Source organism: Arthrobacter sp. W4I7, assembly GCF_030816215.1.
GTDB lineage: Bacteria > Actinomycetota > Actinomycetes > Actinomycetales > Micrococcaceae > Arthrobacter > Arthrobacter siccitolerans_A.
In genome coordinates this window covers 4,345,807-4,371,733 of the sequence record NZ_JAUSXU010000001.1, presented here as the reverse complement: position 1 = coordinate 4,371,733, position 25,927 = coordinate 4,345,807, and the positions used below count along the sequence as shown (strand labels likewise).

Here is a 25,927-nt window from a genome sequence, read left to right as displayed (position 1 = left end):
GCCGGAACCTTCAGCGTTCCGCGGCAGCAGTGGAGCCGCGCACCACCAGTGAGCTCTCCAGTGTGACCTCGTTCTGCTCCAATGGCTTCCCCTCCATCAGGCGGCGCAGCTGCTCCCCGGCCTTCAGGCCAAGGGGCGTGGCGGGCAGATGGACGCTGGTGAGGCCGGGATTGCTCGTGGCCGAATACGGCAGGTCATCAAACCCGGCCACCGCCAGCTCCTCCGGAATCCGCACCCCCGCCACGCGCGCCTCCTGCAGCACCCCGTAGGCGTGCGTATCAGTACCGCAGACGACGGCGGTCACCCCCTCGCGCTGCCATCCCACCCAGGCGGAGGCGAAGGCGGAAGCCGCCGTGCCGACGTCGATTGTGGTGCTGATGATGCGGTCCTCACCCACGTTGATGCCGCGGGCAGCCGCCTCGTCCAGGAAGGCCTGACGGCGGAGGGCGAACGTTTCCGTACCGGTGACGCTGTCAACATAAGCGACCTCGCGGTGCCCGGCTTCGGCCAGGTGGGCTGCCAGCTCCCGGGCACCGCTGGCCACATCCAGGTTCACCGACGGCGCGTACGCGGCCAGGCCCGGGGCGTCCAGCAGCACAAGGGGCGACGGCGACGCGAGGTCCTCGAGGAAGCCGGCGTTGGGTGCGTCCACCAGGAGCCCGGCCGGACGCAGCGACATCAGCCGCCGGACGTCGTCGGCCTGGGGGAACTCGCCCGCCTCCGTGACGGAGAGCAGCAGCTGGTACGCCGGGCCGAGGGACTCGCGCACTCCCGCGATCACCTTGGCAAAGAACGGGTTGGAAATGTCCGGCGCCACCAGGATCACGATGGAGCTCACGCCCTTGGCCAGCGAACTGCCGATGCCGTCCACCACGTAGCCAAGCTCGGCGATGGCTTCGCGGACCCGGGAAATGTTGTCCTCGGACACGCGTCCCGCCGTCTTGCCGTTGGCCACCAGCGAGACGGTGGCGGTGGAGACACCGGCCCGCGCGGCAACCATCGCCGCCGTGACCCGCCGCGAACGCGCGGGCTGCTGCAGCTGTTCCGCGGAGTCCATACCTCGATCGTAATAGTGGAAGTGCGCGGCTCAGCCCACGAAGTCGAGGTCGGCGGGGCTGGCCGGATGCTCCTTGGCCGGCTGGCGCCTGCCACCGCGCTGGGCGGCGGCACCGGCGAGGACCACCAGCAGGATCCCAACCACCTGGATGGCAGAGGGCTGCTGGTGGAGGATGAGCAGCCCGAGGAGGACGCCGACGGCGGGTTCGAGGGCCATCAGCGTTCCAAACGCGGTGGGCGTCATCCTCCGCAGGGCCAGCATTTCCAGCGCGAACGGCAGCACAGGCAGCAGGATGGCCAGCCCCGCTGCGGCGGCCAGGACGTCAAGGCTGAGGTGGCCGGCGGCCTGGGGAATTCCGACGACGGCGGCCGCCACCGCGGCGATGGGCACCGTGAGCGTGAGCCCGCCGATGCCGCTGAACCTGTCGCCGATCCGCTGGGTAAGCAGGATATAGACACCCCAGCCGAGGGCCGCCAGCGCCGCCCAGGCCACGCCGGCAAGGTTGAAGTCGCCTTGCCAGGGCTGGGTCAGCAGGACCACGCCACCAAGTGCCAAAGCGGGCCAGGCGAGTGCCTTGCGGTTGTGGCTGCGAAGGGCAGCCACCGTCAACGGACCGAGGAATTCGATCGCCACGGCGGTGCCGAGATGGATGTGCTCCACTGCCGCGAGGAACCCGACGGTCATCACACCGGTGGTGACCCCAAGGCCGAGCAGCGGCAGCACATCCGGACGGCGGATGGAGCGCAGTGGCGGGCGGCCAATGGCCAGGAGGATGACGGCTCCCATGCTGAGCCGCAGCCATGCGGTTCCGGCCGGACCCACGGTTTCGATCATGTTCACGGACAGGGCCGAGCCCAGTTGGACAGACAGGATCGCCGTGACGGCCAGCCCCCATGGCGGGACAGGGACGTTTCGCTTGAGCATCTCAGTTTCCTTCGCTGTCTTTGGGGGCTTCGGAGTTTGTTTCCGGCCGGTGTCCCGAGCCCACTCCCGGCTCGAAGACCGCCAGGGAGAACCGCGCCGGGTCACTGCAAGGATTGGCGTACGAGTGCTGGGTGTCGCCCGGGAAGGAGACAGCGTCGCCGGCGTTGAGGACAAAGGATTCGTCGCCAACCACAACCGTGATGGACCCTTCGCGGACCTGAAGCAGTTCCTTCGTGCCGGGCGCGTGGGCCTCGCTTTCGTGCTGGTCTCCGGGCTCCAGCGTCCAATCCCAGAGTTCAACCACATCCGGGGTCCCGGTCCCGGCCACCAGTACGCCGCGGCCCCCGGCGGGGGAGCTCCACAGTGCCGCGCCGTCGCCACTCCGGGTGACCGTCACCGGCTTGGGCCGTGGCGAATCGACCAGCGCCGGCAGGCCGATGCCCAGCGCGTCGCTGATCCTCAACAAGGTCCCCACGCTGGGATTCGCGGCGCCCTGCTCAACGTTGACCACCATGCGGCGGCTCACCCCAGTGGCTTCCGCGAGCTGATCCAGGGTCCAGCCCCGCGCCTGCCGTTCCTGCCGAATACGGCCGCCGATCGCCGCTGCCAATGCAGACGTGCTTTTATCCATTAGTGCATCATACTGCACTTGAAGTGCATTGCTCGACGCTGAAAGTATGGCCGCTGAAAAGGAATGGTGCAGGCCTTCCCGATCGGCGCTCCCGGTGGGACGATGCCCTTATGAGCGATTTAAGCGGAGGAAGTCCGCACGACCTTGGTCCTCACCAGCACGCCCACGCTGCACCCACCACCCAGCAGATGCGGACCGTCGGCCAGCGCCGGCGGGACGCCGAGGAGAAACTGGAGCACCACCTCCAGGAGGCCCGCCACAAAGGCGAACACCACGAAAGTGGGAGCGGGACGGAGGTTGGGCAGGCCCTCGACATCTAGCCCTGAGTCGCCCGTCGACTTATTCAACGGCGTTGCGACTGTGCACACGTCCATGCGAAGGCGCGAGCGTCAAGCGCTTGACCTGCGCTAACGTCAAGCGTTTGACGTGACCTTGCTAACGGTGCCATGATCACTCCTGAACCCTTCAGCTCCCCGCGCTCGCGCGGGCCCCAAAGACGTGGAGAACATCGTGGAACCCGGCCCCCGTGCGCCAAAAAGGCAATCCCCCGAGCGCAAGAAAATCATTCTTGACTGCGACCCCGGGCATGACGACGCTGTGGCGCTGCTGCTTGCGCACGGCAACCCGGACATCGAACTGCTGGCCGTCACCACCGTGGTGGGAAATCAGACGCTCGAAAAAGTCACCCGCAACGCCCTGGCCGTCGGCACCATCGCCGGCATCACCGGCGTCCCCTTCGCCGCCGGCTGCGGCCGCCCCCTGGTCCGCAGCATCGAAACCGCCCCGGACATCCATGGCGACAGCGGGATGGACGGCCCGGAACTTCCGCCGTCGGCCATTGACCTGGACCCGCGGCACGCGGTGGACCTCATTATCGACACTGTCATGGCCCAAGAGCCCGGCACCGTAACGCTGGTGCCCACCGCCGGCCTGACCAATATCGCCATGGCCGCCCGCAAGGAACCGCGCATCGTGGAACGCGTGAAGGAAGTCGTCCTCATGGGCGGCGGCTACCACGTGGGCAACTGGAGCGCCGTGGCGGAGTTCAACATCATCATCGATCCCGAGGCCGCGCACATCGTCTTCAACGAAAAGTGGCCCGTGGTGATGGTGGGCCTGGACCTGACGCACCAGGCGCTCGCCACCCCGGACGTGGTGGAGAGGATCGCCGCGATCGGCACCAGGCCGGCGAAGTTCGTCACCGAGTTGATGGACTTCTTCGCCCACACCTACAAGGACGCGCAAGGCTTCGACTCCCCGCCCGTCCACGATCCCTGCGCCGTTGCCTATGTCATCGACCCCAGTATCGTCAGTACCCGCAAGGTGCCGGTGAACGTCGAACTGCAGGGCACCTTGACCCTCGGCATGACGGTGGCCGATTTCCGCGCCCCGGCGCCGGCAGACTGCCACACCAGCGTCGCCGTCGACCTCGATCACGGGAAATTCTGGAACCTCGTCACGGACGCGCTTATTAACATCGGCGAACCGTACGACGCCGAACGCCGGGAACATGCCCACCTCACCACGGGAGGGGCCAAGTAAATGACTGCCACCCTCACTGAAACCAGGACCAGCCGGGGCAACGTCACCGCCCTGATGGTCGCCCTGCTGGCCGCCTGCGTGGCCTTCCAGCTGAACGCCTCGATGCTCAGCCCTGCCCTGGTGACCATGGGCGAGGAGCTCAACACGGACCAGGCCGTGATCGGCCTGTCTCAGACGTGGTTCTTCACCGCGGCGGCGCTGTTCTCCCTGTTCCTGCCCCGCCTCAGCGACATCGTGGGCCGCAAGAAGGTCCTGGTGGGCATGATGCTGCTGATGGCTTTGGGTTCGATCATTGCAGCCCTTGCCCCGGATATCACCTGGCTCTTTGTGGGCCGCATCATCCAGGGCATCAGCGGACCCACCGTGCCGCTGTGCCTGATCATGCTGCGCTCCGCCGTCACCAACCCGCGCAAGTACGGCATGCTCATGGGCCTCATCACGGCCGTCAACGGCGGCGTGGCCGGCGTCGACTCTTTCGTGGGCGGCTACTTCGCTGAGCACTTCGGGTTCCGCAGCATCTTCTGGTTCATGGTGGTGCTGGCTCTCGTTGCCACCGCACTGATCGCCTTCCTGGCGGGCGAAAGCAAGCCGGCCGCCGGCACCCGGATGGACTGGCTGGGTGTGTTCTTCATCGTGGTGGCCGTGGGCGCGCTGCTCACCGCCCTGAACGAAGGAGCCAAGCTGGTGGGCGCCTTCTCGTCCGGCACCCTGATGCTGAGCCTCGCGCTGGTACTGGTATCCGCCGCCGCGTTCTATGCCTTCTGGACCGTGGAGAAGCGCGCCAACCAGCCAATGGTGGAGACGGTCCACCTGCGCCAGCGCTCCACCTGGGCGCCGCTGCTCACCACCACCCTGACGATGACCGGCATCTTCGCTGTCATCAACGGAATCGTGCCCGCCTTTGTCCAGGCCGCCGGGCCCGGCTTCGGCCTTGGGCCCACCGAGATGTCGCTCCTCATCCTGACCCCGTACGCGCTTTTGGGCTGGATCGTGGGACCGCTCAGCGGGAAGCTCGCTCCCGTGCTGGGCTACACGAAGGTGCTGCGCATCGGCCTCCTGGGCAGCATCGCCGCGCTGGCCATCATCGCGTTCTTCGGCCTGAGCAGCCTGCCCCTGATGATCGCTGGCACGGTCATTGCTGGGCATCATGTACGCCGGTACGGTCAACATCATGCTCAACGGACTCGGCGTGGTCCTCTCGCCCGCAGGTAACCCCGGCTTCCTGCCCGGCATGAACGCAGGCGCCTTCAACCTCGGCGCAGGCCTCAGCTTCCTGGTGCTGCCCGCCGTCCTGGTGGCGACGTCGGCCCTGGGGGATGTGAAGGCGTCCTACCTGACCGTGGTGGTCGTCGGACTGGCCCTCACCGTGGCGGCGTTCGCCGCCTCGCTGCTGATCCCCAAGCCGGTCGAAGCTGAGGTGGCCGAATGAGCGCGGCTGCTTCCCCGAGCGTTGGTCGGGGCGACGTGCGGCACTCAGGCCGGATCGTCGTCGTCGGTTCCCTGAATGCCGATCTCACTATCTACTGTGACCGCCTCCCGCTCCCCGGCGAGACGGTGCATGGCAATGGATTCGCTGTGAACCCGGGCGGCAAGAGTGCCAACCAGGCCGTGGCCGCCAGCCTGCTCGGCGGGAACGTCAGCCTGGTGGGCGCGGTGGGGGAGGACCCCAACGGCGACATGCTGCTCTCCTCGGCGGCGGGTGCCGGGGTGGACGTGGGGCATGTGCGGAGCTCGTACGAGCCCACGGGCGTCGCCGTGATCGCCGTGGATGCCAACGGCGAGAACAACATCATCATCTCCGCCGGTGCCAACGGCACCCTGTCCCCGGCGGACGTGGCGGAAGCGTCGGACGTGCTGGCGGAAGCCGCCGTCGTGTGCCTTTGCCTGGAGGTTGGCATGGAAACGGTGCTGGCCGCCGCCAAGGCAGGGCGCGACGCCGGCGCAACAGTCATGCTGAACCTCTCGCCTCACGCGCACATCCCGGCAGCCCTGGCCGAGTTGACGGATGTCCTGCTGGTGAACGCCCATGAAGCCGCGCTGTTCCTCGGCCCAGGGGCATCTGTCCCGGGCGCTGAGGCCCGTGCCGCGCAGTGGGACGCCGTGCGGGAAAGGTTTGCCGGGCGCGGGATCCAGCAGGTCCTGGTAACGCTGGGTTCCCACGGCTCCGTGGTGCTGGACTCGCTGGCCTCACCGGACCGCCTTGTCACTTTTGTGGCGCCCACCAATGTCGCCGCCGTGGACACCACCGGCGCCGGCGACGCCTTTACCGGTGCCGTGGCAGTCCGGCTCGCCGCAGGTGATGCGCTCGCCGGCGCTGCGGCTTTTGCTTCCGTGGCCGCTGCTTTGGCCACTACCCGGAAGGGGACGCAGGCTGCGTACCCGGAGGCGGCCGATGTGCAGCGGTTGCTGGGGCCTTAGCCTTCCCCGAAGATCCGCTTCCGGGTGGGGCTTCTGAAGATGCCCCACCCGTGCGAATCAACTTCCGGCCAGATCCCTAACCAACCGGGGCTTCGGTGCGGGCAGTCGTAACGGCATGGGGGACCGCCAGCAGGGCCGCCACGGCTAAGGCACCGGCTGCGGCGAAGAGGTAGAAACCCCAGGGGTAAGCGATGCCGGCGGCCACCAGTCCGCCTGTCACGGCCGGTCCTGCAATGGCACCGACTCGGCCGACGCCGGCAGCGAACCCCAGCGCGGTGGCGCGCAGCCGGGCCGGGAACAACTGGCTGACCCAGGCGTAAACGAGGACCTGGGAGCTGAAGACAAACACTCCCGTGACGAAGACGAGCGCGTTCAGCAGAAGCGCGTTATCGACCTTGACGCTCAAGAGGGCGAGGCACGCGGCCGAAAGTCCAAACCACAGCAAGACGATGGGCTTGGTCCCGTGCCTGTCCGCCAGGATGCCGGCGATAATCAGTCCGGCAACGGCACCGAGATTCAAGACCAGGAGCAGGGAAAGCCCCGCGCTGACAGGATATCCAGCGGAAGCCATCAGCTGCGGAAGCCAGGTATTCAGTCCATAGACAAGCAGCAGCCCCATGAATGACGCTGCGCCGATTGCCGCGGCAATCAGGGGATAGGGCTTCTTGGCCAGGCTCCGGAACCCGGTCTTTTCCTCTGTCCCGGCAGCCCGGGCTGCCGGCAAGGTCTCCGGGAGCTTGAACCAGAGGAACGGGGCGAGGATCAAGCCGGAAATGCCTCCCACCACGAACATGATGCGCCAGTCCGGGATGACGATCATTGCCAGGAAGGCCGTGGCCACCGCCCCAACGTGGTAGCCGGTCATTGTGCGGGTGGTTGACTTGCCGGCGGAACTTGCCGGGGCGTAATCGTTCATGTAGGCGAGGGCGGCCGGCAGGCAGGCCCCGAGCCCGGCTCCGGCCAGAAGCCGAAGAGCACCAAATACAGCAACATTCGGGGCCCACACCACCGCGAGCGTTAGAAGCGAGAACCAGAGCACGCACGCGACCAGCAGGTTCCGGCGGCCGAAGCGGTCCGAGAGAGGAGCGATAAAGAGCGCGCCCAAACCCACGCCAACGAGGGATATTGTGGCGACGAAAGTAGCCCCGACAGCATCAAAGCCAAGCTCGCCGGTTTTGATCAAAGTGGGAATGACGGTGCCGAGCACCACCAGGTCGAAGCCGTCCAGGGCCATGGCCAGCCAGCAGAGCCACACCGGCCAGCGCGACGGGAGGGCGGAGGGGGAAGTTGTCATGGAATCCTCATTGATTTGGAAAAGGGAGGGAAGTGCTGCCAATCGAGAGCGCGGCCACAACCACACGTGACCCACGGCATGCTTTCTTCCGTCAACAAGGGTACAGGGAGGGTTCACTTAGTGCACAAAAGTTCGCTGCTCGAACGAAACGCGACTGACCCAGCCTAGACATTCCGGTAATCCCGGCACGTACCTGGTTGTCGTCGTCGTACGCTGAGGAGCGGACGTGCCCCGGCGCGCCCGCCCGGCTGCCCGAGCACGGGCAAAACGAAGCAGCCACCCACTGAACGAAGCCATGGAGGGCTCCATCAATAAAGCAAAGGTAAAACGGCACCGTTACTACTACGGTGATGACGCCAGCCAGTGGGGTGAACTGTTCCTTCCGGAACTGACCGACGGCGGAATTCACGGCGGCGTTGTGGTGGTGATTCACGGCGGCTACTGGCGCTCGCAGTACGGGGCGGAACTGGGGGAACCGCTCGCAGCCGACCTTGCCGGGCACGGGATGGCGGCGTGGAACCTGGAGTACCGCCGCGCGGGAAACGGCGGCGGCTGGCCCCATACGTTCCAGGACGTTCTGGCGGGCATCGACAAACTGCTTGAGCTCGCCGCACCGCATTCCCTGGACGTGGCCAAAGTGGTGGCGCTCGGCCACTCGGCTGGCGGGCACCTGGCGGTGTGGGCGGCAGGCCGGGACCGGCTGGGGCAGTTGGGGCTGGAGCTAGAGCACCGCGAGGTCGGATCTAAAGACGATGGCGTCCGTCTCACGGGAGTGGTCAGCCAGTCAGGTGTTTTGAACCTTACCGAGGCTGAGAGGCTCAATCTCAGCAACGGTGCGGTGGTAAACCTGCTGGGCGGGCCGTCGTCGGAATTTCCCGGGCGGCACCGGTACGCGGACCCGATGGCTGCGCTCCCGCTCGACGTTCCTGTCTACGCCGTGCACACGGCTGAGGACGATGACGTGCCAGTAGCGATGTCCACCAGCTATGTGGAGGCGAGCCTGCCCGGGCCGGTACCGGCGGAACTGGTCATGGTGCCCGGCGACCACTTCGCACTGATCAACCCCGGGGCGCCTGCGTATGCAAAGTGCCGGAAGCTGGTCCAGGAGCTGCTGGGCTGAAATGAACTGCTGCCCCTGCCACTTCTCTGGCAGAGTATGAGCATGCTCACAGTTATTGGCGAAGGCCTCGTCGACGTTGTCCAGCGCGCTTCCGGAATCGAAGCCCACGTAGGCGGAAGCCCGCTCAATGTGGCGGTGGGACTGGCCCGACTGGACCACCCGGTGCAGTTCATCGGCCGCTACGGCCGGGACGCGTACGGCGATTCCGTCGCGGCGCACCTCCGCTCCAGTTCCGTGATGCTTCCGCTGGGCCCGGATGAGCTGCCGACAAGCGTGGCCACCGCCCTGATTGACGACGACGGCGCGGCCACCTACACGTTCGACCTCACCTGGGAGCTTCCCGGCATCGCCGACCGGCTTGCTTTCATGCTGCAGGGCACCACCCTGCTGCACACCGGCTCGATCGCGACCATGCTGGCGCCGGGTGCAACGGACGTGCTCGCCGCCGTCGAATACGCCCACCCGCGCGCCACCATCAGCTTTGACCCCAACTGCCGGCCGAGCATCATCACCGATGTGGACTATGCCCGCCGCCATGTGGAGAAGTTTGTGTCCCTGGCGGACGTGGTCAAGGCCTCGGACGAGGACCTTGCCTGGCTGTATCCGGGCGAGGATGTGCTGGAATCGGCGCGGCGGTGGATGACGCTGGGCCGGACTGAAAGGCCGGCCATGGTGGTGGTCACGCGCGGGGCAGCCGGACCGTGGGGCATCACGGCGTCAGGTGAAGCAGAGTGCCCGGCGCCGAAGGTGAACGTTGCTGACACAGTGGGTGCCGGTGATTCCTTCATGGCCGCCCTGCTCTCCGGCCTGGTGGACCGCGGCCTGGACGGCGCCCAGAACCGCAAGGACCTCCGTGAACTTCCCGCGGAGGGGCTCGCTGAACTCCTGGCCCACGCGGCCAAGGCGGCAGCGGTGACTGTGTCGCGGCCCGGTGCCAACCCGCCCACCCGCGCTGAGCTGAATGGAAGCTCGGGGGAGTAGGGCCGGATTTCCCTTCGTTATCCCTCGTGGTTGTAGTAGGGCCATGGCAGGAAGCGACGCTCACCGCGCCGGTCGGGTCCTTCCAGAGTGACTTTGCCCTTCGCAGCCCATTCCACGCCGCGGGGGAACATCCGGATGAACTCGATCCGCCGGAACGTGTCGAGGTCGTGCCCGATCGTAATCGTGAAGCTGCGGCCTTCGCCGTAGTTGTTGATCCAGGCAAGGGGCTGCAACGTGTTGATGCCGGGAAGACCCTCGATTCCCTCCGCAGGGATGGCCACCGGATAGTGGGACAAGGGCCACATGGGCGCTTTCTTGTACGAGTCCAAGTCGTCAAACGTTGAGAGAAGCACCTCTGCGCCGTCGTACAGCTGCACGCCCGTCAGGATGTCGTCACCCGTCACTGTCCAGGTGTCGCTGATGCCCTCCGTGATGGGGTGGCGTGGCTGGGCGGTCTGCAGCAGAGCCTCACCCCATGGACGCGGGCGCAGCCCCGTTGGAACGCTGAGCTTCGCGCCCCGCATGATGTTGTACTCCTCGGGGTAGCCCCAGTCGTCCTCCTGCACGGCCGAGCCATGGAACCAGACGATGCCTTTCCCGTCGTCGTGGACAAACTTCAGCAGGGCCGCGTCGGTTTCGGCGCCGAACCCGACCGCCTTTTCGTGGTATCCGTCGCGGCCCTCGAACACGATGATGACGACGTCGTATTTGTCGATAACGTTTGCCCCGAGCCCCCGCGGGTCCTCAATGACGCGGACGCGGAACCGGCCTGTGTCCTCAAGAACGGTAGTGAGCCAGTGGTTGTGGGACCGGAAGCTGCGGAACTCGTTGTCGTGCTCGCGGGTCATATGCCCGGAGAGGATGAGTGCGTTTATCACGTCGGCCATGTGGTCTGGGCTCCTTGGTGTTCCGGCAGGTTGGGTTATGGAGAAAGTTTACATACTTTAGTATGAAACAGACATAACAATGCTACGATCGGTTTGCACCTAGAGAGAGTGAGCAATGATGCTTCTCGAAAGAGACCTCATCCAGTCCGTCGGCTTCCGCAACGTCACTGAAGGCGGGCGTGTGACCGGCTTCCAGTTCCGGGTCCGGATGCCTTCCTACCGCGGCATGGCCGCGTCTCTCATCAACGGCATTGCAGTCCGCGTGGGCAACATCGTTGACGTTCCCGCCGATGTCGCGCTGTGGACCTTCGGCGGAACCACCTACAGCCTCCAGGAACTGTGGAACAGCGACGGCGTCCGCTGGCCCCTGGAGGACGCAGCCATCGTCACGGTGCCGTTCGACGGCGGGCTGCCGCAGGGTGTGCATGAAATTGCCATCGAGCTGCGCCTGCGCATGTCCTACATTCCGCTCGAGCACCAGCCGTCCGTGTACCGAGTCAGTCGGGCGGTTGCCCTGGCTTCGGAGGGGCAGGGTGGGCCCTTCCAGTACGGTGTGTCCCTCTATAGCTACATGGGCGACTACGGCACGGTCCTGGACCTGGAAACCGCGCTCGCCGCCGTGGCCGAAACCGGTGCCACCGGGGTCGAGATTCTCGGCGAGGGCCACGTGCACAACTATCCTGCTCCGTCCGCGGCCTGGGTCGACCAGTGGTTTGCGCTCCTGGACAAGTACTCGTTGGAACCCACCAACTACGGTTCATGGATCGACACCCGCCTGCACCCCGGCCGCGCTATGACCGCTGTCGAAGGCGCCGCCGCCCTCCAGCGCGACCTGAAGCTCGCCGGCACGTTGGGCTTCAAGTACGTCCGCCCCAAGATCGGAGTAACGTCCAGCGACCTTATCCCGGACCCCATCTGGACCGAGTCCGTGGAGCGCTCACTGGACCTCGCCCATGAACTGGGCATCGTCATCTGCCCCGAAATCCACTCGCCGACACCCATCAAGCACCCCGTGGTGGACGACTACATCGGCCTGATCGAACGGACCGGGACCAAGAACTTCGGACTCCTCATCGATACCGGCATCTTCCAGGACCGGCCCATCCCGCTGCGCGAGGGGGAGACCCGCGAGACCCGGCCCGCCTTCTTGGACGGCATCGGCGTGGACCCGGCCGACCTGGCTGGCATCGCCGAGTATGTGGTGTTCGTCCAGGCCAAGTTCCATGACATCAACGACCAGCTCGAAGACCAGCAGATCCCCTGGCGGCCCGTCCTCCAATCGCTGAAGGACGCCGGCTACACCGGTTATCTGTCCAGCGAATACGAAGGGGAACGGACCCCCTGGCGTTCCATCGAGCAGGTCCGCCGCCAGCACGCACTGATCCGCGGCATCGCCGCCCAGCTCGACTAGCACCCACCCCACACGATTGAAGAGTGACATCATGCCTAACGGACTTATCGACGACTCAAGCCTGCGCGCCCACCCTGACGGCCTTGCCCTGGCCCTGACCCTGCCGTGGTACCGGAGCCTCTGGCTCTCCTCGGTCTCCAGCCTGAAGCTCACGGTGGACGGCCAGGACGTGCCCGAGCAGGACCTGAGCCTGGAACTCGGCGGCACGCGGTACGCGCTGGCCGACCTGCCTGCCAAGAGCGAAACCCTCTGGTACCTCCAGGAGCACCCCCTGCTGATCGCCAAGCGGGATACCCCGGTGGTCCTGGGCGGGCAGCACACGGTCCAGCTCATCGGAGAACTGCGCCTGCCTTACATGCAGATCGCCCCGGGCCAGGACGGCGGCCCCGGGATGTATGTCCCCAACTTCGTGAACCAGACACTCGAGCTGAGCGTCACGGACAGGGCCGCTACGGCTCCTGTATTGACGATGGCGCTCACCCCGCCTCCGCCGAAGGCTGAGGACGATCCGTTCTCGCTCGGGCTCACCCTGTATTCGGCCAGCGCCGAGTTCCGGGCAGGCTGGTACGACTTCGACGGTCTGCTGAACCGCGTGGCCGAGCTGGGCATCGGCCCGGGCATCGAGATCGTGGCCTCCCAAGTCCTGCCAACGTATCCGCACGTCTCGGATGACTTCGCCTGTTCCTGGCAGGAGGCCTTCGACAAGCACGGCTTCACCGCCAGCTCCTTCGGCGCCAACCTGGACATGGGCCGGCGCCGCGACCGCGACATGACACCCGACGAGGAATACCAGTTCACCGAGACGCTCTTCCACGGCGCAAAGAGACTCGGCTTCCCGCTGGTCCGCATCCAGAGCGCCAAGCCGGACCTGCTGCGGCGGCTCCTGCCGCTCGCCGAGGACCTGGAGCTCAAGCTTGCCTACGAGATCCATGCACCGCTGGGACCCAACTCCCCGGAGATCATGAAGGTCCGCGACGTGTACGCGGAACTCGATTCACCGCTGCTGGGCTTCGTGGCCGATTTCTCCTCCACCATGCACAGCATGTCCCCCACGCTCCTGCGTGCGGTCCGCCGTGCCGGGCTCGACGACGAAGCCGTCCAAAAGCTGCAGGCCATCTGGGCCACCGATGCGCCCATGCGCGCGCGGCAGGAGGAGTTCATCGGCTACCTTCGGGCACGGGACTTCGATCCTGCCCGACTTGGTTCCTTCGCGCATCTGGCCTTCAACATGCACGGTCATGTCAGCCCGACGGAGTGGGCGGACATCATGCCGCAGATCATGCACGTCCATGCCAAGTTCTACGACATTGATGAACAGGGCAACGAGCCTGCCATCGACTACCCGGAACTCGTCCGCGTGTTCGTGGAGGGCGGCTACCGCGGCTACTGGTCCAGCGAATGGGAGGGCCACGCCTTCGCCGAGCTTGGCGAGGTGGATCCGCTGCTGCTGGTCCGTAAGCAGCATGACCTCATCCGCAAGAGCATGCGGTCGTCGCTCGCATCAGCCTGACCCCTTAGCGTTGTGCATCCTTGGTGCCCGTCCGCTCCAGCGGCCGGGCACTCAGGCGCTTAAGGGCACAGAGCCATCTAAGCGCACCAGGCGTTTACGGGGTTTCCTTTGCCGCGGCCGCGGCGACGATCTCGCCAGCCTCCTGGAAAAGGCCCCGCATCCACTCGTGCTCCGAATCGCGGTTGTGCACCGGATGCCACCAGAGGGCGTTGACCAGCGGCGTGGCATCGAACGGCAGCGGCAGGACCCGTACCCCGCCCACACGGAGCGCGAACGGTATCAGCGCCGCCTGGATGAGCGCGATCCGGTTGGTTCCCACCACAAAATGCGGCAAGGACTGGAAGCTCTCCACCACCACGTCCACTCGCGGCTCCACACCGAGCTGCATGATCTGGCGTTCCGCCGAGGTTGACGCCGACCGGGTCTGGTACGTCATCGCCCACGGAAGTTCGGCGATGTTCTCCATGGTGATTTTCTCGCCGACGGCCTTGTTGGAGGCTGAGACCACCGCCACCCAGCCGTCCCGCCACAGGTCCAGGTAGGGGAGCCCGGAGAGGAATCCGTGCGGAATCACCATGCCATCCACGGAGCGGAGCCGGTTGGCTGCGTCTTCCACCACCATCGGGTTGTGCAGCATGAACCGGAACCGGACGCCCGGCGCGCGCTCGGCCGCAAGCTCGGAAACAACCCGGCCAACAGTGGTAAATCCGTAATCGGAGCCGTAGATGGAGAACTCGCGCTCCGATTCGGCGGGCTCCCACGTGGCCTGGCTCTCGAAGACGCGCCGGGCCGCCTCCAGCGCTGTGGTGGTGTGCTCAGCCAAACGCAGGGCGAAGGGCGTGAGTTCATAGGCATTGCCGCGGCGGGCCAGGATGGGATCCCCAAAGTGGGACCGGAGCCGCGCCAGCGAAGCGCTCAGCGCCGGCTGGCTGAGATGGAGCCGCTCGGCCGCCCTCGTCACGCTCCGCTCCGTGATGAGGGCATCCAGCGAGATCAGCAGGTTGAGGTCGAGCCGGGAAAGCAGGACATTATTCGTCACGGCACGGCGATCTTTCAACGGTGAACTTTCGTCCCGCCAGTGTATCAGTCCCATCAATAGGGGCGGCATGGTGCATCAGATTGTCCGATGCAGGGAGGGCTTCCGCAGACCCCCGTGAAACTTATGTCTGGCATCTGCAATACTTATGTGCTTTTTCTGCACATCTCCTGCATACTGGTGAGTGACCGGGGTCACGGCTCCCGGATTTTTTCGACAACGAAGTCAGAAAGGCTGGACATGACACAGCACCGTCGCTATTCAGGCCTAAAGGCCGGCGCCCTCGCCGTCCCCACCATCGCGGCCCTCCTCCTTACCGGCTGCTCGGCCTCCACCGGCAGCAACGCCTCCTCCGGAAGCTCGAAGGAATTTTCGCTGTCCTTCGCCACCTCCAACACGATCGAAAGCCCCTTCCAGGTGCTCGCCGAGAAGTACATCGAGGCGAACCCGGACGTGAAGATCACGTTCAACCCGCAGCCCAATGACTCCTACGACCAGACCCTGCGCACCCAGCTCCAGGCAGGCAACGCCTCAGACGTCGTGGTGACCTCGCCCGGCGCCGGCACCGGACGCAGCATCCTGCCGCTCGCCGAAGCCGGCTTCCTTGAGCCGCTCGACGATGCCGCCAAGGAACTGCTCCCCGAGGGAAGCGCCAGCACCTTCGGAACCGACGGCAAAGTGTACGGCCAGGCCACGGAAATCACCGTCGCCGCCTTGGTGTCGAACGAGACGGCCGCACAGGCAGCCGGTGGCTTCCCTGCCGACTTTTCCTCCCTCCAGGAGCAGTGCAAGACTCTGGAGTCGTCCGGCAAATCCCTCTTTGCCCTCGCCGGGTCTGCCCCTCCCAACACCGGGCTGATGGCAATGTCGCTGGCGGCCTCGCGCGTTTACGCGGAAGACCCGAAGTGGAACGATAAGCGCGCCGCCAAGGAGACCACGTTCGCAGGCTCGGACGGCTGGAAGTCAGCCCTCGAAGCAGTCAATACCCTGAAGGACGCCGGGTGCTTCCAGAAGGGTGCTGCCGGCGGCGGGTTCGACGCGATCACCAAGGGCCTGGCCGGCGGAACGTCCGTGAGCGGCTTCATTCCGGCCCCCAGCTGGAAGCAGCTGGAGTCTGCCGCCGGCGGCGCCAAATTCGCCGTCCGGGCATTCCCGGCGGAAAGCTCAAGCAAGAGCTACGTCTTCGCCAGCGCCAACTACGCCTTCTCCATCAATGCGGCCTCCAAGAACAAGGACGCCGCCAAGGCTTTCCTTGACTGGGCTGCAGAGCCGGAGCAGACCAAAGCGTTCGCCGAGATCGACGGCGCACTGCCGGTTACGGGACTCGACAAGTACGACTTCGAGGGCGGCGCCTACAAGAACGTCGGCGATCTGATCAAGGACGGCAAGTACGGCCCGCTCCCGAACATCCAGTGGCCGAATTCCGCCGTCTATGACGCCCTGGCCACCGGGGTCCAGGGCATCATCACCGGTCAGAAGAGCCCTGACCAGGTCCTGCAGGCCATGGATGCCGCCTGGGGACAGTAGCCTTTTTCACCATCAACGTTCCGACCACTCAAAGGGACAAGCAAGGAATACCATGACTGCGACGATGCAACCGAAAAGCGAAGCAGCAGAAGCACCCCGGCGAGGCAGGCGCACTCCGGGGGCGGGCCGGAACGCCCGCTCCCGGGGCCGCGGCCTGGAGTTCGGACACTGGTGGTGGGCCCTGCCCGGGATCGCCCTGGTGTTTGCCATCCACTATGTGGCAACCGGAATTGGCGGATTCTTCGCCTTTACCAACTGGACGGGCATCGGCTCGTTCAAGATCACGGGCTGGGCCAACTTTGAGGCCATCTTCAAGGACCCCACGAAAGTCGGAGCCCTCTCCAACACCCTCTTCCTGGCCTTTGGCTCGGTTCTCCTGGGCAACATCGCCGGACTGGTCATTGCGCTGGGCCTGAACCGCGTCCTCAAGACGCGCTACATCCTCCGGACCCTGTTCTTTATGCCGGTGGTGCTCAGCCCGCTTGCCACGGCCTACATCTGGAAATACATCTTCGACTTCGACGGTCCGCTCAATGCCTTCCTCACGGCAATAGGCGCAGGCGACCAGGCCAAGCCGTGGCTGGCCGACCCCCAGTGGGCCATCTGGACCGTCCTGGTGGTGCTGGTCTGGTCTTCCACCGGTTTTGCCATGGTGATTTTTATGGCCGGCCTGGCCGGCGTCCCCGCGGAAGTAGAGGAAGCAGCGGCCATTGACGGCGCCAACCTGTGGCAGCGGTTCCGGAACGTGACCCTGCCCGCCATCCGTCCCGCCGTTGCCATCGCCACCACACTGGGAATCGTCCAGGGACTGCGCGTCTTCGATCCCATCATGGCGCTCACCGGCGGCGGACCCGCTGGGGCAACCGAAACGCTGGCCACCCAGGTCTACAAGCAGGCGTTTGCACTCGGAAACTTCGGGGGCGGTGCCGCCCTGGCCCTGGTGCTCGCCGCCATCATCCTGATCTTCGCCGTAATCCAGCAGCGGCTGACGCGTTCGAACCCTGAGGACTAAGCAATGTTCCGCTACACCAAACTCACCCTGCTCCGCGAAATCGGCCTGTGGGCCCTCGCCCTGCTTTTCCTCACGCCGTTCTACTTCCTGGTAACAACTGCCCTGAAGCCGGACACCGAGTTGTTCACCACCTCAGCCCTGGCTCCGCCAAAAAGTCCGGACTTCAGCAACTTCATCGACGTCCTCACCGCCACCGGCAACTCCAACGTGGTGCTGGGCCTGATCAACAGCGTCATCATCACCGCGGGAAGCATCGTGGGGCTCATCGCACTGGGTTCCATCACTGGGTACGTCATCTCCCGCAGCACCCGCCGCTGGAGCAAGGGCGCGTATTACCTCTTCCTGGTGGCCATCATCCTTCCAGGCCAACTCGGTGCCGTCCCGCTGTACATGGGGGCACGGGCTCTGGGACTCACCGGATCAGCGTGGGGCCTGATTGTCCTGTACACCGGCATGCTCCTGCCGCTCTCGATCTTCCTCTACGAAAACTTTTTCCGCGGCCTTGGCACGGACTATGAAGAGGCGGCCACCATCGACGGCGCCAGCAAGTCCCAGATCTTCTCCAAGGTGGTGTTCCCCATGATGGCTCCCGCCACGGGAACGGTCACCATCTTCGCCGGCCTCATCGTGTGGAACGACTTCTTCACGTCGCTGATCTTCCTGGGCGGCTCCGCCAACCAGACACTGCCGGTGGCCATGTACTACTACATCGGCTCCCTGGTTTCCCAGTGGAACTCGATCTTCGCCATTGTCATTGTGTCCATGGTCCCCATCCTTGCCCTGTTCCTGTTCGCACAGAAGCGCTTCATCCAGGGCTTCTCCGGCGGCCTGAAAGGCTGATCCGATATGACTGACAACCGCGCGGCGTTCGAACGCTTCGTGGAGATCTTCTACACCCAAAAACGGGTGCGGGAAGCCTTCGAATTCCTCGTCGCGGACGATTACCGCCAACACAATCCCACGATCGGCGACGGCCCCGAAGAGGCTATCCGGATGCTGACGCCCAAGTTCGAGGGTTCCCCCGACTCGCTCTTCGAGGTCCAGCGGATCCTGGTTGACGGGGACCTGGCCATGGTCCATGTACGTGCTTCGGGCCCGGGCCGCCCGGATGCGGCCGTCGCCGACATCTACCGCTTCGAAGGCGGCCGGATCGTGGAGCACTGGGACGTGCTCCAGCCGGTCCCGGACCGGCCTGTCCACGACCACCCCATGTTTTAGAACATTGCAACTTTCCAAGGAGTAAACCATGTACCAGCTCGCACCCAATATCGACCTGCTCTTCACCGAGGCCGGGGACGCCCCCGACCGCGTCCGGGCCGCAGCCGCCGCCGGCTTCAATGCCGTAGAGATGTGGGGGCCCACAGGGAAGGACATTCCCGCCCTCAAGGAAGCACTGGAGGAAACCGGCGTCCAGCTCACCGCCCAGCTGGCAGAGCCGCGGATGCAGTTCATGATCCCGCCCAAGGACCATGCGCCGTTCTACACCGGACTGGATGCCGGCGTCGAGGTCGCCCAGCAGCTCGGCTGCTCCCGCATCGTGGTAGGCAGCGGCACCGGCTTCGGTGGCCGCAAGCGGCAGGACCAGCTGGACGAGCTGATCGAGATCTTCACCAGGGGCGTGGCCCACATTGAGGGTTCCGGCATCACCCTGGTCCTCGAACCGGTAAACATCAGGGTAGATCACCCCGGGGCGCTCCTGGACCGCACTTCGGAAGCTGTCTACGTTGCCAAGGGCGTCAACTCGCCCAACTTCGGCATCCTCTACGACCTCTACCACTCCACCGTTGAAGGCGAGGATGTGGCCGCCGAGCTCGCCAACGCAGGGGACCTCGTCAAGTACGTGCAGGTGGCCGATGCACCGGGCCGCGGCGAACCCGGCTCCGGCTCCATCGACTGGCCCGCCCGGTTCGCGGACCTGCGGAACAGCGGCTACACAGGCCCCATCGGGCTCGAGTATTACCCCACCATTGACTCGGCAAAGTCGGTGCGCCGCATCCAGGAACTGGTGGCGGGACGATGAGCAGCAGCCGGTATCCCGCTGCGGTCGACGTCGCCATCGTCGGCAGCGGCCCAACGGCATCGGCCTACGCACGGATCCTCAGCGAAGAAGCCCCCGGCGCCAATATTGCCATGTTCGAAGTGGGCCCCACCGTCAGCAATCCGGCCGGGGCGCACGTCAAGAATATCGAGGATCCTGATCGCCGCAGCCTGGCCCAGCGGGCCTCGGAAGGCCCCGGTGCAGGTGCCGCCACGGTGAACTCACCCGGTGCCGTCAAGAGCGGTGAGCGCCGTGCCCGGCCGGGAACCTACCTGCTGCAGGACGGGTACGCCTTCCCGGGCGAGGACGGCATGCCAGTCGCGGCCATGTCCAGCAACGTGGGCGGCATGGCTGCCCACTGGACCGCCGCCTGCCCCCGCCCGGGCGGCAAGGAGCGCATCCCGTTCCTGCCCGACCTTGAAGAGCTCCTGGACGAGGCTGACCGCCTCCTGGGCGTCACCACCCATGCGTTCGATGGCGCCCCTTTCTCGGACCTCGTCCGCGAACGACTCTCCACAGTGGTGGATCAGGGCCGAAAGCCTGCCTGCCGCGTCCAGCCCATGCCGCTTGCTGTCCACCGGCGGCAGGATGGCGCCCTTGTTTGGTCAGGCTCCGACGTCGTGATGGATAACGTAACCCGGGAAAACCCGCAGTTTGAACTCTTTGATGAATCGCTGGTGACGCGTGTCCTGGTGGAGGACGGGATTGCTTCCGGGATCGAGGTCCAGGACCGCCGCAGCGGCGAAACCCACCGGGTGGCCGCCCGGTACGTGGTGGTGGGCGGGGATGCCCTGCGCACGCCGCAGCTGCTGTGGGCATCCGGGATCCGGCCCGACGCACTGGGCCGCTACCTCAACGACCAGGCGCAGGTGGTGTTCGCGAGCAGGTTGCGCGACGTCGCGGCTCCACAGGGCCCGGCAGCAGCCAGCGGAGCACTCAGTGAGCAGAGTGGAGTTGCCTGGGTTCCCTACACTGACGAGGCGCCGTTCCATGGCCAGATCATGCAGCTGGATGCGTCCCCGGTCCCCTTGGCTGCCGATGATCCCGTTGTCCCCGGCTCAATAGTGGGGCTGGGCCTGTTCTGCGCAAAGGACCTGCAGCGCGAGGACCGGGTGGCGTTCGACGACGATACCCGTGACTCCTACGGGATGCCCGCCATGCGCATCCACTACCGCCTCACCGAGCGGGACCATGAAGTCCTGGACCGCGCCAGGCAGCAGATTATCCGGCTGGGCAAGGCTGTGGGCGAACCTCTTGACGAACAGCCCTTCGTTTTGCCCCCCGGAGCGTCGCTGCACTACCAGGGCACCACGCGTATGGGCGAGACGGACGACGGCGAGAGCGTCTGTTCGCCGGACAGCCAGGTGTGGCAGGTCCCCGGCCTTTACGTGGCCGGCAATGGCGTTATCCCCACCGCCACAGCATGCAACCCCACGCTGACGTCGGTAGCGCTCGCCATACGTGGAGCACGGAACATCGCTCAAGAAATCGACAGCTCTTTACTTATGTCTGATTCAGACAATAAACTGACTAAATAAAGAATAAGTGCCGCTGGACGGTCACTTCATTCCCATCCAGGCATTTTCAATCACAGGCAAGGCATGCCGCAGACAAGGAGGTCTCGATGATCGCCGACCGCATAATCGAGCAGGGGACACTTACCACCCAGGACGGCCGTACCGCCGTCGAAGTACGGATCCCCTGGTACCGCGCCCTTCCGGGCTCGTGCATCGCCGGCGCAGCACTCACGGTTGACGGCGTTGCCGCTCCGCAGGACACGCTTCGGTGGACCATGAACAACCGCACGTTCAGCTTTGAAGAGCTCGTGGATGAGACCGGCGAGTGGTGGTTTCCACTCGACTCGGCCGTCCTTTCCGGCGATCTTCCCGTCCGGGATGGCCAGACGGAGCACGAGGTCCGGGTGGACCTGAAGCTCTACATTCCCTACATCATCACCGACCACGGCGTGCTGCACATCGAAGAGCACGACACCAAGACCATGAAGGTGGCACAGCGATGACCAGCCTTGGCACGCCGATCCAGGGCGTCACACTTTACAGCTTCACCCGCGCCTCCCATGCGCGGCAGTACGACCTCGACGGCCTCCTCCGCAAGGTTGCGGCCGAGGGCTTCGGCCCGGGCCTGGAGCTTATCGGATTCTCGAGCCTCCGCGGCTTCCCGGACCGCATCGATGACGCTTTCGTGGGGCAGTTCCGCGACCTGGTGGCCGAGGTGGACCTGGTTCCCACCTCCCTGGCCGTCAACGTTGACACCGGCATCCGACGCGACCGGCTGATGAACCACGACGAGCTGGTCGAATACATGCGCAAGCAGATCGAGGTAGCAGCCAGGCTCGGGTTCCCCATCGCCCGCGTGCAGATCTCGCTGACGCCCGACGCCATGGAAAGCCTCCTGCCCGTCGCCGAGAAGTATGGCGTCACCCTGGCGCTCGAAGTCCACGCCGACCAGCACGGCGCCCACGAACGCGTCCTCGCACTGCGCGACCGCTACGAAAAGCTCGATTCCCCGCTGCTCGGCTTCACCGCCGACTGGGGTGCCACCGTCACAGGTTTTGCGCCCTCCCTGCTGGAGGCCTACCGCCGCCGTGGTGCATCGGAGGACCTGCTCCGGCAGGTGGTGGAACTGTGGAACGGCTTCTACGCCGAAGGCCCGCCCAACACCCAGAAGGTCCACGGCGAACGCTTCGGTGCCTTCATCGGCCTCGCCGCCCGGAACGGACGGCCGGACCTTGGCATCGACTTCGCCATCAACGGAACGGGACTGTTCGGTCCTGCACCGCTGGACACCTGGCTGGAAATCATGCCCTGGGTCCGCCACGTGCACGGCAAGTTCTTCGGCATTGACGAAAACGGCGAAGAGCCCTCAGTGCCGGTGCGCGGCCTGGTCCGGCAACTCGTGGAAAACGGCTACTCCGGTGCCATCTCCAGTGAATATGAAGGCTGGCACTGGAACAACTGGCAGGACCCGTTCGAGATCATCCGCGGCGAGCAGGCAGTTCAGCGCTCAGCAGCGGCCAACGCCGGTTCCGCCATGATCACCGACGCTTCCGAAGCCCGCCGTATCCTCAGCAACCACCTCGCCCAGCCCGTCCGCGGCTGAATCAAAAGGAATCAAAGACATGTCAGAAGGCATCGCAGGCTCGGGCATCGAGCTCGGCATTACCCTCTATTCACTGACCTCCGAATTCGCCGCCGGGCTCTACACCCCGGAGACACTGATCAAAGCCGTCGCCGATGAAGGCCTCGGTCCGGGCGTCGAGTTCAACATCGCCCAGATGCTGCGCACCTACCCCGACGTGGACGACGACTTCGTCAAACTTTGGCGCGACAGCATGGACCGCTACGGCCTGACCCCGAGTGCCGTTGGCACGAACCTGGACATGGGCCGCCGTAAAGACCGGGACATGACGCCCGACGAGGAGTTCGACTTCTTCGCCAGGCAGCTCCAGACCGCCAACACGCTTGGCTTCAACAAGATCGTCATCCGATCCGCAGGCAAGGAACTGCTCCGCCGGCTGCTTCCGCTGGCCGAGAAGTACGACCAGAAGCTCGGCTACGAGATCCACGCGCCCCAGGGCCCGAACGATCCCAAGATCCTGCAGATCCGCGAGATGTACGAGGAGCTCGGCAGCGACCGGCTGGGCTTCACTGCGGACTTCAGCTCCACCATGCACAGCCTGTCCCCGACGCTGTTCCGCACGCTCCGGCAGATGGGCCTGCCCGAGGAGCACTTCGCTGTCATGCAGGACATCTGGCGCAAGCCCCTGCCCATGCAGGAGCGGAACCAGGAGTTCGAGGACTACCTCCGCGAAAACAACTTCGATCCCGCCCGGCTGGGTCCGTTCACCCGGCTGGCGTTCAACATGCACGGGCTGGTCCCGGCCGGAGGAATGGCTGGACATCATGCCCCAGATCTTCCACGTGCACGCCAAGTTCTACGACATCGACGAAAACGGCAACGAGCCGGCCATGGACATCCCGCGGATCGTCCGGCAGTTCGTCAAGGGCGGCTACACTGGCTTCCTCTCCAGCGAGTGGGAAGGCCACGCCTTCGCCGACCTGGGCGAATCCGACCCCATCGATCTGGTCAAGAAGCAGCACTCGCTCATGCGCCGTGCCATCGAAGAAGCTGTTGTTCCGGCTTAGGGGAGGTGCAATGTCTGTCATCGATACCGACCTCGCAACCGAGGTGGAGCGCCTGCGCGGCGAACTCGCTGAAGTCCTGAAACTGGCCCGCCGGGCCAACGACCGGGGTGACATTGAGAACCTGTTCAACCGCTATATGTACCTGCACAATGCCTTTGAGGATGAACAGATCATCCCGTTGTGGGTGAAGCCGGGTACTCCCGGCATCCGGGCGAGGTACACCAACGCGGGCCAGTACACGGATTACGACAGCGTCATCCGCTACCACCAGGGCCGCCCGCGGCCCGAGGGCAAGCTCATCCTGCATTACACCACCACGCCGGTCATCGAAGTGGCGGCCGACGGCAACACGGCCAAGGGCGTCTGGATCATGACCGGCAACGAGTCCGGCCTGACCGACCCGGAAGTGGCCAAGGACAGCCCGGACTACATGTACTCGCCCGGTGAGGTGCAGGGCAAGAGGGTCTGGGCCCACTGGGTCTGGTGCAAGTACGCTGTGGACTTCCTGCGCCAGGACGGGGAATGGAAGATCTGGAAGTTCCGCTGCTACGAGCTCCTGAGGGCCCCGTTCGAGGAGAACTGGATCAGCTTCGCCGAGAAGAACCAGCATGCCTTCGCCCTGGACCTGATGTACTTCGGCGACGACGGCAAGCCGGTGTTTATGCCGCCGGCGGACGAACCGGTGCCCCAGGAATCCCACCCGTACAGCCCGTCCACCCGGCAGACGCTGGATCCCCTCCCGCCTGCACCCCACGACACCTTCGTCGACACGTTCAAGTAAGGAAAAGCCATGGCAACTCACAACTCCCTGTTCCAGGACGCCGACGTCCGCAGGCACCCCGAGGGCATTTCGGTGTCCGTGCAACTGCCCTGGTACCGCAGCCTCTGGCTGTCCGCCGTGGACGATGTTGCGGCCACAGTCAATGGCGTGGCGATCCCCAAGGAGTCCCTCCGCTTCGAACTGCAGGGCAAGTCATACTCCATCGCGGAGCTGCCGGAGCAATGGGAAACCCTGTGGTTTGTGGCAGATAAGCCGGATGTCATCATCCCGCTGGACCGCATCCCCGACGCGGGCGAGGAGATCGACGTCGAAGTCATCCTTACCCTCCGCCTGCTCTACATGCAGATCGCTCCCATGCGCTACGTCGGAAACCGGGTGGCGGTTGAGCGCAAGGTAGTGCTGGCATGACAACCCTGCGGGTGGCGATGATCGGTTATGGGTTCATGGGCGCTGCCCACTCCCAGGGCTGGCGGACCGCGCCGCGAGTGTTTGACCTGCCGGCCAAACCGGAAATGGCCGTCGTGGTGGGCCGCAACTCCCAAGCGGTGGCGGACGCGGCCCTAAAGTGGGGCTGGGCTGAGTCTGCCACCGACTGGCGCGAAGTGATCGCCCGGGACGATATCGACGTCGTCGACATCGTGACCCCTGGCGACTCCCACGCCGAGATCGCGATCGCAGCCCTTGAAGCGGGGAAGCACGTCCTGTGCGAGAAGCCGCTGGCCAATACGGTGGCCGAGGCAGAAGCGATGGCTGAGGCTGCAGGGCGGGCCGCAGCCCGGGGAGTCCGTGCGATGGTGGGGTTCACCTACCGCCGGGTTCCCGCGGTCACGTTCCTGCGGAACCTGATCGCCGAGGGCGCCGTAGGGACCATCAACCAGGTGCGTGCCTCATACCGGCAGGACTGGCTGGTGGATCCGGAGATGCCGCTGGCCTGGCGCCTGCAGAAGGAACATGCCGGCTCCGGGGCGCTGGGTGACATCGGCGCCCACGCCATCGACCTTGCCCAGTTCGTAACCGGGCTCAACCTCGAAAAGGTCTCAGGCACCATCGACACGATCGTGAAAGAGCGGCCGCTGCTGGATTCAGGTTCCGGCCTATCCGGGACCGCCGGTACCGGCTACGGCCAGGTGACGGTGGACGACATCGCCATCTTCACCGGCCGGTTCGAATCCGGTGCGCTGGGATCATTCGAGGCCTCACGCTTTGCCACCGGCCGGAAGAACGCGCTGCAGATCGAAGTCTCGGGGGACAAGGGCGCACTGGCCTTCGACCTCGAGGACCTGAACAGCGTGCAGTTCTACGACCGGACGGCACCCGCGGACCGCCAGGGCTTCCGGGAAATCCTGGTCACGGAAGCGGAGCATCCCTATGTTTCGGCGTGGTGGCCGGCAGGGCACATGCTCGGCTACGAGCACGGGTTCTCCCACCAGGTCAAGGACCTCGTGGAAGGTATCGTGGGCGGCACCGACCCGCATCCCACGTTCGCTGACGGGCTGCGGGTACAGCGGGTGCTCGACGCCGTCGAGCGCAGTTCCGAGAATGATTCGGCCTGGACGCGCGTTGCCGCTGACGTCCCGGCCCAGGTTTCGTAG

Annotated in this window: 25 protein-coding genes and 2 pseudogenes; 21 read left to right on the top strand and 6 right to left on the bottom strand. The window is 65.3% G+C overall.

The window, feature by feature from the left end:
- Positions 1–10: 10 nt before the first annotated feature.
- The 3 genes from QF047_RS19885 to QF047_RS19875 all read right to left on the bottom strand — a co-directional run bounded on the left by QF047_RS19885 (position 11) and on the right by QF047_RS19875 (position 2,612).
- Entirely contained in the window at positions 11–1,000 is a 990-nt protein-coding gene (locus QF047_RS19885; RefSeq protein WP_373427824.1) for a LacI family DNA-binding transcriptional regulator, read from the bottom strand.
- 87 nt (positions 1,001–1,087) lie between these two features.
- Positions 1,088–1,981 carry a DMT family transporter gene (locus QF047_RS19880; RefSeq protein WP_307280641.1) on the bottom strand — a complete coding sequence of 298 codons (894 nt, stop codon included), beginning with the start codon at positions 1,979–1,981 and terminating at the stop codon, positions 1,088–1,090.
- A 1-nt stretch (position 1,982) separates the two neighbouring features.
- Positions 1,983–2,612 carry a helix-turn-helix domain-containing protein gene (locus tag QF047_RS19875; protein ID WP_307280640.1) on the bottom strand — a complete coding sequence of 210 codons (630 nt, stop codon included), beginning with the start codon at positions 2,610–2,612 and terminating at the stop codon, positions 1,983–1,985.
- Between the two features lie 110 nt (positions 2,613–2,722).
- Here QF047_RS19875 and QF047_RS19870 point away from each other — a divergent pair, with 110 nt between their 5' ends.
- The 4 genes and pseudogenes from QF047_RS19870 to QF047_RS19855 all read left to right on the top strand — a co-directional run bounded on the left by QF047_RS19870 (position 2,723) and on the right by QF047_RS19855 (position 6,572).
- Positions 2,723–2,932, top strand: coding sequence for a hypothetical protein (locus QF047_RS19870; RefSeq protein ID WP_306637421.1), 210 nt, complete (start codon positions 2,723–2,725; stop codon positions 2,930–2,932).
- A 190-nt stretch (positions 2,933–3,122) separates the two neighbouring features.
- Entirely contained in the window at positions 3,123–4,154 is a 1,032-nt protein-coding gene (locus QF047_RS19865; protein WP_307280639.1) for a nucleoside hydrolase, read from the top strand.
- Positions 4,155–5,583 (top strand): annotated as a pseudogene (locus QF047_RS19860) (MFS transporter).
- Positions 5,580–6,572 carry a ribokinase gene (locus QF047_RS19855; RefSeq protein ID WP_307280636.1) on the top strand — a complete coding sequence of 331 codons (993 nt, stop codon included), beginning with the start codon at positions 5,580–5,582 and terminating at the stop codon, positions 6,570–6,572. The pseudogene QF047_RS19860 and the gene QF047_RS19855 overlap by 4 nt, the downstream one beginning before the upstream one ends.
- Positions 6,573–6,648: 76 nt before the next feature.
- Here the strand turns inward: QF047_RS19855 and QF047_RS19850 are convergent, their stop codons facing one another.
- Entirely contained in the window at positions 6,649–7,866 is a 1,218-nt protein-coding gene (locus QF047_RS19850; protein WP_307280634.1) for an aromatic acid/H+ symport family MFS transporter, read from the bottom strand.
- A gap of 295 nt (positions 7,867–8,161) precedes the next feature.
- On the opposite strand from QF047_RS19850, the gene QF047_RS19845 reads away from it, so the two are divergent.
- Both QF047_RS19845 and QF047_RS19840 read left to right on the top strand, forming a co-directional pair.
- Entirely contained in the window at positions 8,162–8,986 is an 825-nt protein-coding gene (locus QF047_RS19845; RefSeq protein WP_307282098.1) for an alpha/beta hydrolase, read from the top strand.
- A gap of 42 nt (positions 8,987–9,028) precedes the next feature.
- Positions 9,029–9,967 carry a carbohydrate kinase gene (locus tag QF047_RS19840; protein WP_307280631.1) on the top strand — a complete coding sequence of 313 codons (939 nt, stop codon included), beginning with the start codon at positions 9,029–9,031 and terminating at the stop codon, positions 9,965–9,967.
- A 17-nt stretch (positions 9,968–9,984) separates the two neighbouring features.
- On the opposite strand, the gene QF047_RS19835 is transcribed toward QF047_RS19840, so the two are convergent.
- Positions 9,985–10,854, bottom strand: a complete 870-nt coding sequence (locus QF047_RS19835; protein WP_306637432.1) for a ThuA domain-containing protein — start codon at positions 10,852–10,854, stop codon at positions 9,985–9,987.
- A gap of 118 nt (positions 10,855–10,972) precedes the next feature.
- Between QF047_RS19835 and QF047_RS19830 the strand changes: the two genes are divergently transcribed.
- Together QF047_RS19830 and QF047_RS19825 are read left to right on the top strand one after the other, a co-directional pair.
- Positions 10,973–12,265, top strand: coding sequence for a DUF6379 domain-containing protein (locus tag QF047_RS19830; RefSeq protein WP_307282095.1), 1,293 nt, complete (start codon positions 10,973–10,975; stop codon positions 12,263–12,265).
- Between the two features lie 31 nt (positions 12,266–12,296).
- A complete protein-coding gene (locus QF047_RS19825; protein ID WP_307280627.1) occupies positions 12,297–13,775 on the top strand; it encodes a DUF6379 domain-containing protein in 1,479 nt (492 codons plus the stop codon).
- A gap of 94 nt (positions 13,776–13,869) precedes the next feature.
- On the opposite strand, the gene QF047_RS19820 is transcribed toward QF047_RS19825, so the two are convergent.
- Positions 13,870–14,814: a LysR family transcriptional regulator gene (locus QF047_RS19820; protein ID WP_306637435.1), complete on the bottom strand. Its 945-nt coding sequence runs from the start codon at positions 14,812–14,814 to the stop codon at positions 13,870–13,872.
- Between the two features lie 237 nt (positions 14,815–15,051).
- Here QF047_RS19820 and QF047_RS19815 point away from each other — a divergent pair, with 237 nt between their 5' ends.
- The 13 genes and pseudogenes from QF047_RS19815 (at position 15,052) to QF047_RS19755 (ending at position 25,927) form a co-directional block, all read left to right on the top strand.
- Positions 15,052–16,338 carry an ABC transporter substrate-binding protein gene (locus tag QF047_RS19815; RefSeq protein ID WP_307280623.1) on the top strand — a complete coding sequence of 429 codons (1,287 nt, stop codon included), beginning with the start codon at positions 15,052–15,054 and terminating at the stop codon, positions 16,336–16,338.
- A 52-nt stretch (positions 16,339–16,390) separates the two neighbouring features.
- Positions 16,391–17,350, top strand: a complete 960-nt coding sequence (locus QF047_RS19810) for a carbohydrate ABC transporter permease (RefSeq protein ID WP_306637438.1) — start codon at positions 16,391–16,393, stop codon at positions 17,348–17,350.
- 3 nt (positions 17,351–17,353) lie between these two features.
- Positions 17,354–18,190 carry a carbohydrate ABC transporter permease gene (locus QF047_RS19805; protein WP_307280618.1) on the top strand — a complete coding sequence of 279 codons (837 nt, stop codon included), beginning with the start codon at positions 17,354–17,356 and terminating at the stop codon, positions 18,188–18,190.
- A gap of 6 nt (positions 18,191–18,196) precedes the next feature.
- Positions 18,197–18,568: a nuclear transport factor 2 family protein gene (locus QF047_RS19800; protein WP_307280614.1), complete on the top strand. Its 372-nt coding sequence runs from the start codon at positions 18,197–18,199 to the stop codon at positions 18,566–18,568.
- A gap of 28 nt (positions 18,569–18,596) precedes the next feature.
- Entirely contained in the window at positions 18,597–19,370 is a 774-nt protein-coding gene (locus tag QF047_RS19795) for a TIM barrel protein (protein WP_307280612.1), read from the top strand.
- Positions 19,367–20,926, top strand: a complete 1,560-nt coding sequence (locus QF047_RS19790) for a GMC oxidoreductase (RefSeq protein WP_307280610.1) — start codon at positions 19,367–19,369, stop codon at positions 20,924–20,926. Before QF047_RS19795 ends, QF047_RS19790 begins: the two co-directional genes overlap by 4 nt.
- Positions 20,927–21,012: 86 nt before the next feature.
- Positions 21,013–21,408 (top strand): DUF6379 domain-containing protein, encoded by a 396-nt coding sequence (locus QF047_RS19785; protein ID WP_306637447.1) that lies wholly within the window; start codon positions 21,013–21,015, stop codon positions 21,406–21,408.
- Entirely contained in the window at positions 21,405–22,508 is a 1,104-nt protein-coding gene (locus tag QF047_RS19780; RefSeq protein WP_307280606.1) for a sugar phosphate isomerase/epimerase, read from the top strand. Before QF047_RS19785 ends, QF047_RS19780 begins: the two co-directional genes overlap by 4 nt.
- A gap of 19 nt (positions 22,509–22,527) precedes the next feature.
- Positions 22,528–23,022, top strand: a pseudogene (locus QF047_RS22385) (sugar phosphate isomerase/epimerase family protein); the annotation flags it as partial.
- Positions 23,023–23,311: 289 nt separating this feature from the next.
- Positions 23,312–23,554 carry a hypothetical protein gene (locus QF047_RS19770; RefSeq protein ID WP_307280599.1) on the top strand — a complete coding sequence of 81 codons (243 nt, stop codon included), beginning with the start codon at positions 23,312–23,314 and terminating at the stop codon, positions 23,552–23,554.
- Positions 23,555–23,564: 10 nt separating this feature from the next.
- Positions 23,565–24,335 (top strand): nuclear transport factor 2 family protein, encoded by a 771-nt coding sequence (locus tag QF047_RS19765; RefSeq protein ID WP_307280597.1) that lies wholly within the window; start codon positions 23,565–23,567, stop codon positions 24,333–24,335.
- 9 nt (positions 24,336–24,344) lie between these two features.
- Positions 24,345–24,743, top strand: coding sequence for a DUF6379 domain-containing protein (locus tag QF047_RS19760; protein WP_091419160.1), 399 nt, complete (start codon positions 24,345–24,347; stop codon positions 24,741–24,743).
- Positions 24,740–25,927 carry a Gfo/Idh/MocA family protein gene (locus QF047_RS19755; protein ID WP_307280593.1) on the top strand — a complete coding sequence of 396 codons (1,188 nt, stop codon included), beginning with the start codon at positions 24,740–24,742 and terminating at the stop codon, positions 25,925–25,927. Before QF047_RS19760 ends, QF047_RS19755 begins: the two co-directional genes overlap by 4 nt.